A 13,749-nucleotide genomic window follows, 5' to 3' on the forward strand; every position below is an offset into this window, starting at 1 on the left:
ATCTTACCATCCGCCAGATTCCGCCGGCGCCCCCCAGCCGCCGCCTGAGGTCGGTGCTTCGATCTCGATGGTGTCCAGATCCACCTTCACTTCGGCATCCAGGCTTCCGGTAACAAGTTCCGGGAAGATGATGATCAAGGCCAGAACGAAGATCTGGATCAGAACAAACGGTACCGAACCACGATAGATCTGGGTGGTCTTGACCGGTTCGATTCGCTTGCCCGTCACCCGGTCGAGGAAGGCGCTGACCGGCGCGACGCTGCGCAGATAGAACAGTGCGAAACCGAATGGTGGCGTCAGGAACGACGTCTGCATGTTAATCGCGATCATCACACCAAACCAGATCAGGTCGATGCCGAGCTTGTCTGCAACCGGTGCGAGAAGCGGGAGGAGGATAAAGGCGATCTCGAAGAAGTCGAGGAAGAAGCCCAGGCCGAAGATGACCATGTTCACGAAGATCAGGAAGCCGATCTGGCCGCCCGGCAGCTTGTCAAACAGGTGCTCCACCCAGTGCTGGCCATCGACTGCCGTAAACGTGAAGCTGAAAATCGTCGAACCAATCAGGATGAAGAGCACGAAGCACGACAGACGGGTCGTGGACTCGAGTGCCTGCGTGAGCGTCTTCAGGTCCAGTCGCTTGCGCACGGCTGCGAGCAGGATGGCGCCGACCGCGCCCATTGCGCCACCTTCCGTGGGTGTTGCAACACCGAGGAAAATCGTACCAAGCACCAGGAAGATCAGTGCAAGCGGCGGAATCAGGACGAACACCACACGCTGACAGATGCGCGACAGCAGTCCGAGCTTCAGCGCGCGGCTGATGCTTGCAGCGGCCAGCGCGAAAATGGTGCCCGCGGACATTGCCATGACGATGATCTCGTCGAGCGCAGGCTTTGCTTCGGTGCCATTCATGGCGCTCAGGATGTTGGCGTAGTTCATGCCGAACAGCGTCGAAATGGCCGTGGTGACAACGGCAAAGACAAGCAGCGAGCGCAGGCCGGAAGTGCCGTCTGGCTCGCGGTGGGTCAGCGCTTCGGGCGGCAGGGCCGGCACCAGTTTCGGCTTGAAGATTGCAAGGCCGATAATGAAAATCGCGTAAAGCGCAACAAGCAGGAAGGCCGGCAGGAAGGCGCCCTTGTACATGTCGCCGACGCTGCGTCCGAGCTGGTCGGCCATCACGATGAGCACGAGAGAGGGCGGAATCGCCTGGGCCAGGGTGCCGGAGGCGGTGATCGCACCGCAGGCGATTTCACGGCTGTAACCGTAGCGCAGCATGATCGGCAAGGAGATCAGGCCCATTGAGATGACGGAAGCAGCCACCACGCCCGTGGTGGCTGCAAGCAGGGCACCGACGAAGATCACGGCAAGCGCGAGGCCGCCGCGGACCGGGCCGAACACCTGCCCGACGGTGTCGAGCAAGTCCTCGGCCATGCCACTTCGTTCGAGGATCAACCCCATCAGGGTGAAGAAGGGAATTGCCAGCAGCGTGTCGTTCTGCATGATGCCGAACACACGCAGCGGAAGCGCCTGAAACAGTGACGAGGGCAGCAAGCCGGCTTCAATGCCGACAAAGCCGAAGAAAAGGCCGCAGGCTGCAAGCGCAAATGCGACCGGGAAGCCCGACAGCAGGAAGAAAATGACCGCGCCGAACATCACTGGCGCGGCATTGGCGGAAAAGAACTCGATCATTGCGTGGCCTTTGCTGCGTCGGTTTCGTGTTGTTCCGTCGGGGTGTCACCATGTCCGCCATGCAGGGTCGGATCCGGTGCCTTGCCCGCGAGGTAGCCAAACCGCTTGATGAGCTCGGAGACTGCCTGCAGCGCAAGCAGCCCGAAACCGATCGGTACCATGATGTACACCGGCCAGCGGATCAGGCCGCCGGAGTTCGAGGACACCTCACCCGAGGTGTAGGCGGCCTCAACGATGGGCCAGGAAAAATCGATCATGAAGTAGCACAGCGGCAGCAGAAAAATCAGGATGCCGCCAATGTCGATGAATGTGCGGGTGCGCTTGGAGAAGTTGTTGGCAACCGCGTCGATGCGCACGTGTGCGTTCTGCAGGAAGGTATATCCGGCGCCGAACATGAAAACGGCCGAGAACAGATACCACTGGATCTCGAGAAACGAGTTCGAGCCAACGTTGAAGGCCTTGCGCGCAATGGCATTCAGGGCGCTGATGACTGCTGCAGCGAGGATCAGCCAGATGATGGATTTCCCGATCAGCCGGGTCAGGCCGTCTATCAGGCCGGAGAGTTTTAGAAGGATACCCATGAGAAAGTCGGCTTTGCCCCGAAGGTGCTGATTGAGCCGGTGTACTCCTGTGCTCTGCTCAGAAGGGCGGCTGGAAAGATTGTGCTGGCGATGTCTTGCCAGCACGTTTGCACGGCCGGCAGGCACCGGCCGTGCGTGAACAGCTGTTACAGTTTCTGTGCCGACATGTACTGGTCGTAGCTACCATCGGCGATCGGCGCCCACTGGTAGGAATCGGCGAGGAATTTCGCGTAGTCGCCGTAAATCTTCTTCCAGTCCGGGTTGGTGTCGTTCAGTTCTTTGTACACCTCGTTGCGGGCCTTGAACGCGGCGTCCATGACCGACTTCGGGAAGCGGTCGAGTTTGGCGCCTTCCGCAATCAGCTGCTTCAGGGCGTTCGGGTTGCGCGCATCGTAGCGGGCCTGCATGACAACGTGAGCATCGGACGCAGCCTGGCGAACAATGGCCTTGTACTCGTTCGACAGTGCGCCCCACTGCTTGTCGTTGATGTACAGGGACAGCTGAGCGCCACCCTCCCACCAGCCCGGGTAGTAGTAGTAGGGAGCAACCTTGTGAAAGCCGAGCTTCAGGTCGTCATACGGGCCGACCCATTCGGTTGCATCGATGGTCCCTTTCTCGAGTGACTGATAAATCTCGCCGCCCGGGATGTTCTGCGACACGCCGCCCATCTTGCCCAGCACGCGACCGCCGAAGCCGCCGATACGCATCTTGAGACCGTTGATGTCGGCGGGCGATTTGATGGGCTTGCGATACCAGCCACCCATCTGCGCGCCGGTGTTGCCCATCGGGAAGTTGACGACGCTGAACTGCGCGTAGAACTCGCGCAACAGCTTCATGCCGTTGCCTTCGTACATCCACGCCGTCTGCTGGCGCGAGTTCATGCCGAACGGAATCGCGCAGTCGAACGCAAACGCTTCGTTCTTGCCGAAGAAATAATACGGAGCAGTGTGGGCTGCATCGATGGCGCCCTGCTGAATTGCGTCGACCACACCGAAGGCCGGGACGAGCTCGCCGGCGGCGTGAACCGAGATCTGGAACTTTCCACCCGTTGCTTCCGCAACGTTCTTGGAGAACGTCTCAGCGGCGCCGTAAATCGTATCGAGCGACTTCGGGAAGCTTGACGCAAGACGCCAGCGGATCTGTTGTTGTGCGTTTACGATCGCCGGTGCGGTGCCAGCCGCAAGTACGCCAGCGAGACCTGCACCCTTCAGGAATTTACGACGTTCCACGTTATCTCCTTTGTATCTTTCTGTTTTAGCAATTGCTGCGCTGATTATATGGATTGGCGCGCGCCGGAAAACCGCGGAAAACCCTAACCGGGGTGCCACTTTAGTTGTATTCATGCGGCTGAAGTCGTTGTTTTAGTGAAAACTTGTCGTGCCGGCAGTGCTTCCTGGCGGGTTTGGTGACGACTTGCGCGGCACGTCAATCAGTCCCCGGCCTCGACGCTGTCCTCTCGATCTCCGGCGTGGCCTTGTCATTCGGGTGGATGAGTGCCGTCAGTGCGTCAACTGCATAGTCGACGGCGTTGCGCATCGGATACAGGATCGTCGTCGCGCCGTGCGTTTTCAGCGCAGCATCGTCGAAGTCATCGCGGGCAACGATCGCCACGCCTCCGGCGAAATGATGCGCCCGCAGGCCGTCCAGCAGATCGTGGTTTGAGGCCATGTCCGGTAAGGTGCTGACAATCCAGCGTGTGTCCCTGACCGGAAGGCTTTCGATGAACTCGCTGGTGGTGCAGTCTCCGTATCGCACCGGCAGACCGCGTCGCCGCAGCTTGCGCACCGCCTCCGGGTCGTATTCGACGCCGAGCACCTTGAGTTCGGCTGCCTGGAGGCAGAGCGCCAGCCGGCTGCCGTAACGCCCGAGGCCGACCACGATCACGTCTGCCATGTCGAGGTCATGCCGCTCTGTCGCGACCGCCAGTTCGCGGAAGGGGCGCTTTCGTTCAAATACACCGAGCCAGGCTGCAAGTTTCTCGTAGAGCGGGTGGGAGTAGAGAATCGCGTAGGTCGACAGGGCAATGGTGATCAGGCCGACAAGCGTGGTCAATCCGAGTGCGCTCTTGTCGAGATGTCCGAGGGAGATGCCCATGGCAACGAAGATGATCGAGAACTCACTGATCTGGGCCACCGTCAGTCCGCACAGGAAGCCCGTACGCTTCCGGTATCCCATATAGCCCATGATGGCCATGACGATCAGAGGGTTGCCGATCAGCACGAACAGGGACAGCGTCAGCGCTGGCCACAGTTCGTTGCCGAGCGTGGAGAAATCAAGCTTCGAGCCGAGGTCGATGAAAAAGAACAGCAGCAGGAAGTCGCGGATCCCGGTCAGCCGTGCGTTGATGGCGTTACGATAATGCGTCGAGGCAAGCGAGAAGCCGGCAAGAAAGGCGCCCGCTTCCTTGGAAAAGCCGGCCCACTCACCAAGTGCCGCGAGCCCCGTGCCCCAGGCAACGGCAAAAATCAGCAGCAACTCCTGCGATTGCGCCATGCGGGCGACGACCCTCGGCAGGACGAAGCGCATCAGCAGATACAGCCCGGCGACGGCAATGCCGATCCGCAGTCCGAGCGACCCGGCAAGGGATAGCAGCGAGCCTTCGCCGGCGTCACCGCGCAGGGCGCTCATCACCATCATTGCGATCACGACGGCGAGATCCTGCACGATCAGGAAGCCGACTGCGATGCGTCCGTGCAGGGAGTCGATCTCGTGCTTGTCGGACAGGAGCTTGACGATGATGATGGTGCTGGAGAAGGTCAGCGCAACAGCGATATACAGCGCTTCGATCCAGCCCTTGCCCATCGCAAGGACGATGAGAAAACCAATCACGATGGTGAAGGCGAGCTGGCCCAGGCCGGTGGCGAGTGCAACCGGGCCAATATGGCGGATATGCTTCAGGTCGAGCTTGAGGCCAACGACGAAGAGCAGCATCGCGACGCCAACCTGCGCCAGCAGGTCAATCTGGTCGTGCGCGGTGACAATGCCCAGCACGGCGGGGCCGACGACGATGCCGATGACAATGTAGGCAATGAGTACCGGCTGGCGCAGCCAGAGCGAAAACGCGCCTGCAGCGGCGGACATCATCAGAAGCAGTGCGAATTCCGAGAAAACGGTATGCATGCGTCAACTCCGTCATTCGCGGGTTTTGAATCCTGGGGGCGAGCGTTCGTGCCTGGCGTCGAGTCTGGTCCCCGGTGCTGAACGCAAAGGACCGAGTGCCGCCGGGTTTGAACAGGCCCGCCATCAAGGGCCGTGAGTATGGCAGCCCGCACCCATCCGGGATGACTGCGACGGTGCAAGATGCCACCTTTGTGCCACGCAGGGGCGCCCCCGTCAATCAGGTTTCGCAGCGATTGCTGGCGACGAACGGGCGGAATGGTCAGTCTGTGTCCAGTCCTTTGCCGCAAGACGGTTGCCGAGCTGTGCGGAAAAGAAAAAGCCCCGACTGATAACAGTCGGGGCTTCAATTTGGTGGAGCCGGGGGGAATCGAACCCCCGTCCGCAAGTCCTCTACAGACAGATCTACATACTTATCCGCCCTATTTGGATTTAACCCCTGACTTAGCCGGTCGGCAGGCCGGTCAGAGGCGAGTTACCTTACCTTTAGCTGTCGAACCAAGTAACCCGGCGCAACTCGCGATTCTCTGTAAATGACACTGCAGCGGCTTGGCTTTCACCTTACCACCCGACCCAGAGACCTGTCGGTGCAGCGCTAACCGGGATTAAGCGGCTAGAGCGAAACGCTCGTCGTTGGCGTTTATAGTTTCCCAGATGGATTTACGAGGTGACTGGTCCTCGGTATGCACTGCGCTGCTTCGCGACCCACGTCGAAGCCAGGTCGGCCCCAATGATCGGTGAAGCCATACCAAGATGGGGCGTCTTGGTGATATTTCAAGTGCTCAGTGTATCACGGGCCTGCTTTGCCCTGCGTGCTCAGGTTTCGCGCCGGGTATGGAGCAGGTAATTGACATCCGTGTTCCGTCCGAGTGCATAGACCTTGGTCAGAGGGTTGTAGTTCATTCCTGTGAGTGTCTGGGGGGTGAGCCCGGCGTTCCGGCTGTAACGGCTCAGCTCCGAAGGTTTGATGAACTTCGCGTACTCGTGCGTGCCACGCGGCAGAAGCTTGAGCAGGTACTCTGCGCCAATGATGGCCAGGGCGTAAGCCTTCAGGTTGCGATTGAGGGTTGAGAAGAAGACATGGCCGCCGGGCTTGACCAGCTTTGCGCAGGCGGCAATCGTGCTTGCCGGATCTGGCACGTGTTCCAGCATCTCCATGCAGGTCACGACGTCGAACCGGGCAGGGCTTTCTTCCGCAAACGCTTCGGCGCTGACCAGTCGGTAATCGACTTTCTGTCCGCTCTCGAAAAGGTGGAGGCGGGCAACGCCAAGCGCCTTTTCAGACAGGTCGATGCCGGTTACCGTGGCACCAAGCGACGCCATGCCTTCGGACAGGATGCCGCCACCACAGCCGATGTCGAGGACGTCCTTGCCTGCAAGGCTGGCAATGTCGTCGATCCAGTTCAGTCGAAGCGGATTGATCTCATGCAAGGGTTTGAATTCGGAGGCGGGGTCCCACCAGCGGTGGGCCAGATCGCTGAATTTCTGCAGTTCTGCTGGGTCTGCGTTAAGCGTGGTCATGGTGAGAGCCTTAAACGTGCACGGCAGTAAGGACCGACGTTGCCGAAAAGCGTTCGCTGTGTCCATAAAAAGAAAAAGCCCCGCCGAAGCAGGGCTTTCTGAACGACAGCAGTCGAATTACTTGGAGCCGATCACTTCGACTTCAACGCGACGATCCGGCTGCAGACACTCGATCAGAGCCTTGCGGTTCTTGACGGTGTTGCACTTGTCGCCGGTCACGGGCTGCTTCTCGCCCTTGCCTTCGGTGTAAACACGGTTGGCTTCAACACCCTTCGAAACCAGGTAGGTCTTGACGGCGGCAGCGCGACGCTCGGACAGCTTCTGGTTGTAGGCGTCGGAACCCAGACGGTCGGTGTGACCGACGGCCAGGATCACTTCAAGCTTGACGGCCTTGGACTTGGAGGCCAGTTCGTCGAGCTTGGCCATGCCGTCGCTCTTCAGGACAGCCTTGTCGAAGTCGAACAGTGCGTCAGCGGACAGCTTGATCTTCTCAGCGGTCGGCTTCGGCATCGGTGCGGCGGGGGTGGGTGCCGGAGCGGCAGCCATCTTCACGCACTTGTCTTTCGGCACGATGTCGCTATCACATGCACAACCGGCGGGGAACTCGCCAGCCATCGCGGTACCTGCCGCGGCCGGGGTCCAGTAGCCGGTGCGCCAGCACAGGTCGTAGCCGCTGCGAGCGACGACGTTGCGACCGTCGATCACATAGGGGGTTTCGCCCTTGCCATCAACAACAACGTCCGCTGCGAAAGCGCTGGTTGCGGACAGGCCGATCGAAGCGATGGCGGCCAGCATGAGCATCTGATTCTTGGTTTGTTTGATCATGGTTTCCTCTTGAGAAGGGCGAGAGACTATTCGAGCCGCTGCAACTGAGCGAAAACGGTCGCTTTGCCGTCTTGCGTTGGATTGAACTGAATCGTTATTTTGTTCAATTAACGAGTTTAGTTTGCCATACCGTTGTGATTTCGAGCAATTCTTTGTCGCTAATTCGCAACAGTGCCGTGCCGTCCTTCACACGCAGCGTTCCATCGACCCATACGTGCGATACCTGATCGCGGTCACAAACATAAACGAGGTGGGAAACGGGGTCAAAGCATGGTTGCATCAATGGGCCTGAGAGCGAGACGGCACAGAGGTCTGCGCGCTTGCCCGGCGTGATCGAGCCGATGTTGTTTTCCAGCCCAAGCGCCTGAGCGCCACCGAGCGTGGCCATGTGCAATGCGCGATGTGCGGGAATGACGCTCGCGTCGCAATTGACCGCCTTGGCGAGGAGGGCTGCATGGCGCATCTCCTGAAATATGTCGAGGCGGTTGTTGCTGGCTGCGCCGTCGGTGCCGAGACCGATGTTGATGCCGCGTTGTACCAGGCTGGACAGCGGGGCAATGCCGCTGCCGAGTTTCATGTTCGACGTGGGGCAGTGCGCGACGCTGCAGCCGTGATGCGCGAGGCGCGCGAGGTCGGTTTCGTCGAGATGTACGGCATGCACGGCAATCAGGTTGGGGCCGAGCAGCCCCAGGCGTTCGAGGCGGGCCAGCGGACGTACGCCGTGGGCGGCCAGTCCGTCGCTGATCTCGGTCGCCGTTTCGTGAACATGAATGTGGATCGGCAGATCGAGTTCGGCGGCAAGGCTGGCGACGCGCTCGAAGCTTGCGTCGGAGACGGTGTAGGGCGCGTGCGGTGCTACGGAAAAACCGAGCAAGGGCGCGTCGCGCCACTGGTCTCTGGTGCGCAAGCCCTTGCGCAGGTAGTCGTCCGCGTCGCTCGCGTACGGCGTCGGAAAATCCAGCATGATGATGCCGACCACCGCGCGCATGCCGGCTTCGTCAAACGCCCGTGCCGCGGCTTCCGGGTAGAAGTACATGTCATTGCAGGTCGTGATGCCCCCACGCAGCATCTCTCGTGCAGCCAGCAGCGTGCCGTCGCGAACGAAGGCGGGTGAGACATGCTTGCCTTCGGCGGGCCAGATGGTTTCCTGCAGCCAGCGCATCAGGGGCAGGTCGTCGCCCATTCCCCGCATCAGGTTCATGGCGGCGTGGGCGTGAAGGTTGACCAGGCCGGGAATCAGGGCGTGCTCACCGAGTTCGACGACCTCGGCGGCGCGGTAGCGCGAGCGGGCTTCGGATTGCGCAAGCACATCGACGATGGCGCCTGCACGGATCGCGACGCTGTAATGCTCGAACACGGTATCGGCCGGTGATACCGGGATCACCCAGCGGGCATGGATGAGTTGGTCGACGGATTCGCTCAAATTGATGCTCCGGTAAGACAGGTCCCGCACACAGCGGGGGGCGGGTGTGCTGCGGACACGGACGGTCCGGCACCGGTTGCAGTGTTGACGGCGATGCGACGCCGAGGCTCGAGCCCTTCGGGCCGATTGGTCGGGCGGTGCGTGTCGGCACGGGGGGTGAGGATGAGCATCCGGTGTGCTGTAACCAATGGTTTCAATTCTGCTGATGCGCTTGCCCACTCGCTGTTCGGTAACGGTGCGGTAACGGGCGAGGCGTCAGTGCGTTCCCGGGCACTGCTGCCTGGGGGGCGCCGGCACGGGCAGGCGTGTTGAACGTGTGCACGATGTGCCCTCCCGCAGGGTTGTGAGCGTCTCAATGCTGTCGGTCGATTTAAGCACACCCTGCGCGCGGCGAACAATATTGATTCGCGGCAGTGCCACACGGTCAGGTGCGCGCAATGGTGATTCTCTGCAGCCGGGTATCGTGACACAATCAACATATCGAAACAGACCTGTTGCGGGGCGCCCTGCGCGCCACCCTGATGCCATGGGAACAATGCCCGAAAGAGTCGGGAAGTACCGAATCGTTCGCGAGCTGGGTCGCGGTGCGACGGCTGTTGTCTACCTCGCCGAGAATCCGCATTACCCCGAGCAGATCGCGCTCAAGCACGTCAAGTTTGACGACAAGGCGCGAGACGTCGCGAAGTGGAACCGCCGTCTGCTGAAGCTGCTGAAAGCCGAGGGTGCGGTGTCCAAGCGCCTGGACCACCCTAACATCATTCGCATTTTCGAGGCGGTGGTCGAGGCGGACCAAGCCTACGTGGTGATGGAGTACTTCCCCGGCTACACCCTTGAGCGCTACTGCAGTTTCGAAAAGCTGCTCCCGATCCACCGCGTGATCGGCATCATCTTCAAGTGCTGCATGGCGCTCGATCATGCCTATCGGCAGGGAATCGTCCATCGTGACATCAAGCCCGCCAACATCCTGATCGACGACAACGACAACGTGAAGATCACCGACTTCGGGCTGGCGCTGAACATCAGCAAGAAGATCGAGACCGACTCCACCTTCATCATGGGCGTAGGGTCGCCGGCCTACATGAGTCCGGAGCAGATCAAGAGCTATCCGCTCAACCAGAAGACCGATCTCTATTCGCTCGGCGTGGTGCTGTTCCATCTGCTCACCGGCCGCCTGCCGTTCCGCGCAGCCAACCCGGCGCAGCTGATCTACAAGATCATCAACGCAGACCAGCCCTCGGTTTCTCAGCTCAATCCCGAGATTCCCGAGCAGATGGATGCGGTCATCCGCAAGGCGCTCGAGAAAGACCTCTACTCCCGCTACAAGAACGGTGCCGAGTTTGCCAAGGATCTCGCCGCAGTTCGCTACAAGATCGTCGACGACAAGTGCGTGCCGCCCGATACGAGCCGGTTCACGATGTTGCGCAAGCTGGCCTTCTTCACCGAGTTCGATGATATCGAGTTGTGGGAGGTCTTGCGCATCTGCTCATGGCGCAAGGTCGACGAGCATGTGACGCTGATGCGAGAGGGCGACGCCGACCAGCGTTTCGCCATCGTGCTGTCGGGTCAGGTCGAGGTGTCGATTGACGGGCGCAGGGTGCTGACGCTCGGGCCGGGCGAGGTTTTCGGCGAGCAGGCCTGGCTCGATCATCTTGAGCATCGTCACATGATGACCTCGGTCTCGCTCGAGCCGCTGACTTATCTCGAAATCAATCCGCCCGCGCTGGCGCTGGCGACAGACGAGGTGCAGGAGTTGTTCAGGCGCCAGGTGTCGACCGTTGTGGTCAGGCGCCTCGCGGATATCGCCCGGGTCGCGGCGCAGGACGGCGAGCCCGCGGTCCGTGGTGACTACACCGCCACCGGCGGGCTCGATCTGCAACTGGTCGAGGACTGACCGTTCACCGCGTCGCGTCCGCGCGCACGATCAGTTCGTGCGCGCGCTCAGCGCCAACGCGTGATCTCAGCGCTGGCGATTGACGACGACGCGCACCTTGCGTTCAGGGTCGCCAACCGCAAGATTGACGAGCCAGGTCAGCACGCTGTAGAGCAGCGCGCCCCAGAAGGCGTTTCCAAAGTCGCTCACCTGCAGGCCGCCGACCAGACCCGAGACGCCCCAGAACAGGAGTGCGTTGATCACCAGCGTGAACAGACCCAGCGTGAGCAGGGTGATGGGCAGGGTGATCAGGATCAGGATGGGGCGGATCAGGGCATTGATCAGCCCGAGCAGCAGGGCTGCAGCCAGCGCCGAGACGTAGCTCTCGACCGCGATGCCGGAGACGATCTCGGGGATGATCAGCAGGGCCACGGCGTTCAGGGCCCAGCGCAGCAGCAGGCGCAGACCGGGCGTCATTACTGTTTTGCTCCCAGGTCGAGCGCATGCTGGCGCGCGGCGGCAAGTGACTCCGGCGTATCCGTGGTGGTGTCGAGCCAGTTGCCAAGATGGCAGCGGGTGAGGTCGGTGAGTGCCGTAATCCAGTCGTGGCGCTCATTGAGGCAGGGGATGTAGTGGAAGGTGCTGCCGCCGTGCGTGAGAAAGGCCTCCTTGCACTCGATGGCAATTTCCTCGAGCGTTTCCAGGCAGTCGGAAACGAAGCCGGGGCAGATGACGTCCACCCGCTTGACCCCCTCGCGCGCGAGTTTCTCGAGCGTGGGCTGGGTATAGGGCTTGAGCCACTCGGCCTTGCCGAATCGCGACTGGAAGGTGACCAGAATCCGCTCAGCCGGGAAGTCGAGAGATTCGGCCACCAGGCGCGCGGTCTTGTGGCATTCGCAGTGATACGGGTCGCCAAGATCGAGTGTGCGCCGGGGAACGCCGTGAAAGCTCATCAGCAGCCGATCGGGCTCACCGTGCTTGACCCAGTTTTCGCGCACGCTCTGGGCGATCGCGGCGATGTAGCCCGGATCGTCCTGGAAGCTTCGCACATAGCGGATTTCGGGCAGGTTGCGCCAGTGCAGCATGCAACGGGCGACCTCGTCCATCACGCTGGCGGTGGTGCTGCCGGCAAACTGCGGATACAGCGGTACGACGAGAATGCGGGTGCAATTGCGCGCACGCAGCTCCTGCAGCGCATCCGGAATTGACGGGGCGCCGTAGCGCATTGCCCACGCCACCTCGACGTCGCCTCCCGTGGCCGCGTTGAGGTAGCCGTCGAGCAGCTTGGCCTGGCGTTCGGTATGGACCTTGAGCGGCGAGCCGGCATCCATCCACACGCTTGCATACTTGGCCGCGGACTTGGCCGGGCGCGTGTTGAGGATGATGCCGTTGAGGATGATCCACCACAGCGCACGCGGGATCTCCACCACGCGGGGGTCGGACAGGAACTGCTTCAGGTAGGGACGCAGGGCTTGCGCGGTCGGCGCTTCGGGCGTGCCGAGATTGACCAGCAGCACGCCTTTGCGTGCGGGGGTGCCGTGTTTGTAGTCGGGCTCGGGCCAGTAGCGGGCCATGTTCTTCCTTCAGTCAGGTGAGGCAGCAGGCTTTCGCTGCAAGAATCCGCAGCGAAGAGTCAGGAATTGGACGAGAGTGCGTTCGACAGCAGGCGGGCGGTGATGTCCACGATCGGAATCACCCTGTCGTAGGCCATGCGTGTCGGGCCGATCACGCCGACCGAGCCCACCAGTTGGCCGTCGACTTCGTAGGGGGCCGTGATCACGCTGCAGCCGTCGAGCTGGGCCAGGCCGGATTCATCCCCGATGAAGATCTGCACGCCCTGCGCGCGGTTGGACAGATCCAGCAGTTGCATGAGACCGGTGCGCTGCTCGAAAAGTTTGAACAGTTCGCGCAGACGCGACATGTTGGACGAAAGGTCTTCGACGTCGAGAAGATTGGTTTCGCCCGAGATGACGTAATTGAGCGCGGATTCCTCTGCGGCCTCGGAGCCGGCTTCGACGGTGGCCGTCATCAGCTCGCTCATGTCGCTGCGCAACTGCTGGAGCTCTTCGCGGATGCGCTTGCGAATGTCTTCAAACGCGAGGCCGGCAAAATGCTCGTTCAGGTAGCTCGCCGCAGCGCCGAGCTCTGATGAATTGTAGCTGCGGCGGGTGATGAGGATGCGGTTCTGCACGTCGCCCGCGGTGGTGACGATGATCAGCAGGATGCGGTTTTCCGACAGTTTGATGAACTCGATCTGACGGATGCGCACCGCATCCTTGCGCGGTGTCACGACGACGCCAGCGAACTGGGTCAGGTTGGACAGCATGTGCGATGCGGAGCTGATCAGGCGTCCGGGCTGATCCGGCTGGAACTGTCCCTTCAGGGCCTGAACCCGATTGCTTTCCATCGGCTGCACCGTGAGCAGCGCGTCAACGAAGAAGCGGTAGCCGAGCGAGGTGGGGACTCTCCCTGCCGAGGTGTGCGGGCTGGAGATGAACCCCATTTCCTCGAGGTCGCTCATCACGTTGCGTACGGTCGCGGGTGAGAGTTCAAGTCCGGAATAGCGTGAAAGCGCGCGCGAGCCGACGGGCTGGCCCTCGGCGATGTAGCGTTCGATCAGCGTTTTCAGCAGGATCTGGGAGCGGGTGTCGAGCGGTTTCATGGTTGGCCTGCAATATAGCCCGATTCTATGGAACTGCGTGCCTTGCTGCCAAGCGGCAATCGAC

11 protein-coding genes and 1 other RNA gene are annotated in these 13,749 nt (G+C 61.2%); 1 reads left to right on the forward strand and 11 read right to left on the reverse strand.

The genetic code is table 11. The features are described 5' to 3' along the window. Positions 1-3 precede the first annotated feature (3 nt). From CEW83_RS20810 to CEW83_RS20845, 8 genes are all read right to left on the reverse strand, one after another. On the reverse strand, positions 4-1,686 hold the full coding sequence (locus CEW83_RS20810) for a TRAP transporter large permease (RefSeq protein WP_108951071.1): 1,683 nt from the start codon (positions 1,684-1,686) through the stop codon (positions 4-6). Then, positions 1,683-2,267: a TRAP transporter small permease subunit gene (locus CEW83_RS20815; protein WP_108951072.1), complete on the reverse strand. Its 585-nt coding sequence runs from the start codon at positions 2,265-2,267 to the stop codon at positions 1,683-1,685. Before CEW83_RS20815 ends, CEW83_RS20810 begins: the two co-directional genes overlap by 4 nt. Before the next feature lie 146 nt (positions 2,268-2,413). Beyond that, entirely contained in the window at positions 2,414-3,496 is a 1,083-nt protein-coding gene (locus tag CEW83_RS20820) for a TRAP transporter substrate-binding protein (RefSeq protein ID WP_108951073.1), read from the reverse strand. Positions 3,497-3,692: 196 nt separating this feature from the next. Further along, the gene (locus CEW83_RS20825; protein ID WP_108951074.1) at positions 3,693-5,387 is read right to left on the reverse strand and encodes a cation:proton antiporter; all 1,695 of its coding nucleotides are present in this window, start codon (positions 5,385-5,387) and stop codon (positions 3,693-3,695) included. A 349-nt stretch (positions 5,388-5,736) separates the two neighbouring features. Then, positions 5,737-6,113, reverse strand: a transfer-messenger RNA (tmRNA) gene (ssrA, locus tag CEW83_RS20830). A gap of 87 nt (positions 6,114-6,200) precedes the next feature. Then, on the reverse strand, positions 6,201-6,905 hold the full coding sequence (gene ubiG, locus CEW83_RS20835; protein WP_108951075.1) for a bifunctional 2-polyprenyl-6-hydroxyphenol methylase/3-demethylubiquinol 3-O-methyltransferase UbiG: 705 nt from the start codon (positions 6,903-6,905) through the stop codon (positions 6,201-6,203). A 117-nt stretch (positions 6,906-7,022) separates the two neighbouring features. Continuing rightward, positions 7,023-7,730 (reverse strand): OmpA family protein, encoded by a 708-nt coding sequence (locus CEW83_RS20840; protein ID WP_108951076.1) that lies wholly within the window; start codon positions 7,728-7,730, stop codon positions 7,023-7,025. A 103-nt stretch (positions 7,731-7,833) separates the two neighbouring features. Continuing rightward, positions 7,834-9,153 (reverse strand): TRZ/ATZ family hydrolase, encoded by a 1,320-nt coding sequence (locus CEW83_RS20845; protein ID WP_108951077.1) that lies wholly within the window; start codon positions 9,151-9,153, stop codon positions 7,834-7,836. A gap of 526 nt (positions 9,154-9,679) precedes the next feature. Between CEW83_RS20845 and CEW83_RS20850 the strand changes: the two genes are divergently transcribed. Then, on the forward strand, positions 9,680-11,044 hold the full coding sequence (locus CEW83_RS20850) for a serine/threonine-protein kinase (RefSeq protein WP_108951078.1): 1,365 nt from the start codon (positions 9,680-9,682) through the stop codon (positions 11,042-11,044). 66 nt (positions 11,045-11,110) lie between these two features. Here the strand turns inward: CEW83_RS20850 and CEW83_RS20855 are convergent, their stop codons facing one another. From CEW83_RS20855 to hrcA, 3 genes are read right to left on the reverse strand one after another with little or no spacing between them, the layout of a single operon-like run. Then, positions 11,111-11,500 (reverse strand): phage holin family protein, encoded by a 390-nt coding sequence (locus CEW83_RS20855; RefSeq protein WP_108951079.1) that lies wholly within the window; start codon positions 11,498-11,500, stop codon positions 11,111-11,113. Beyond that, the gene (hemH, locus tag CEW83_RS20860) at positions 11,500-12,597 is read right to left on the reverse strand and encodes a ferrochelatase (protein ID WP_108951080.1); all 1,098 of its coding nucleotides are present in this window, start codon (positions 12,595-12,597) and stop codon (positions 11,500-11,502) included. The genes CEW83_RS20855 and hemH overlap by 1 nt, the downstream gene beginning before the upstream one ends. A 59-nt stretch (positions 12,598-12,656) precedes the next feature. After that, positions 12,657-13,685: a heat-inducible transcriptional repressor HrcA gene (gene hrcA / locus CEW83_RS20865; protein ID WP_108951081.1), complete on the reverse strand. Its 1,029-nt coding sequence runs from the start codon at positions 13,683-13,685 to the stop codon at positions 12,657-12,659. Positions 13,686-13,749: the final 64 nt, after the last annotated feature.

The organism is Parazoarcus communis, from assembly GCF_003111645.1.
In the GTDB taxonomy this organism is placed as follows: Bacteria; Pseudomonadota; Gammaproteobacteria; order Burkholderiales; family Rhodocyclaceae; genus Parazoarcus; species Parazoarcus communis_A.

Bases quoted from the DNA above. Each gene is read 5' to 3' on its own strand.
- CEW83_RS20825 (WP_108951074.1), bottom strand. From the start codon at position 5,387: ATGCATACCGTTTTCTCGGAATTCGCACTGCTTCTGATGATGTCCGCC.
- CEW83_RS20840 (WP_108951076.1), bottom strand. From the start codon at position 7,730: ATGATCAAACAAACCAAGAATCAGATGCTCATGCTGGCCGCCATCGCT.
- hrcA (WP_108951081.1), bottom strand. From the start codon at position 13,685: ATGAAACCGCTCGACACCCGCTCCCAGATCCTGCTGAAAACGCTGATC.
- ubiG (WP_108951075.1), bottom strand. From the start codon at position 6,905: ATGACCACGCTTAACGCAGACCCAGCAGAACTGCAGAAATTCAGCGAT.
- hemH (WP_108951080.1), bottom strand. From the start codon at position 12,597: ATGGCCCGCTACTGGCCCGAGCCCGACTACAAACACGGCACCCCCGCA.
- CEW83_RS20855 (WP_108951079.1), bottom strand. From the start codon at position 11,500: ATGACGCCCGGTCTGCGCCTGCTGCTGCGCTGGGCCCTGAACGCCGTG.
- CEW83_RS20815 (WP_108951072.1), bottom strand. From the start codon at position 2,267: ATGGGTATCCTTCTAAAACTCTCCGGCCTGATAGACGGCCTGACCCGG.
- CEW83_RS20850 (WP_108951078.1), top strand. From the start codon at position 9,680: ATGGGAACAATGCCCGAAAGAGTCGGGAAGTACCGAATCGTTCGCGAG.
- CEW83_RS20810 (WP_108951071.1), bottom strand. From the start codon at position 1,686: ATGATCGAGTTCTTTTCCGCCAATGCCGCGCCAGTGATGTTCGGCGCG.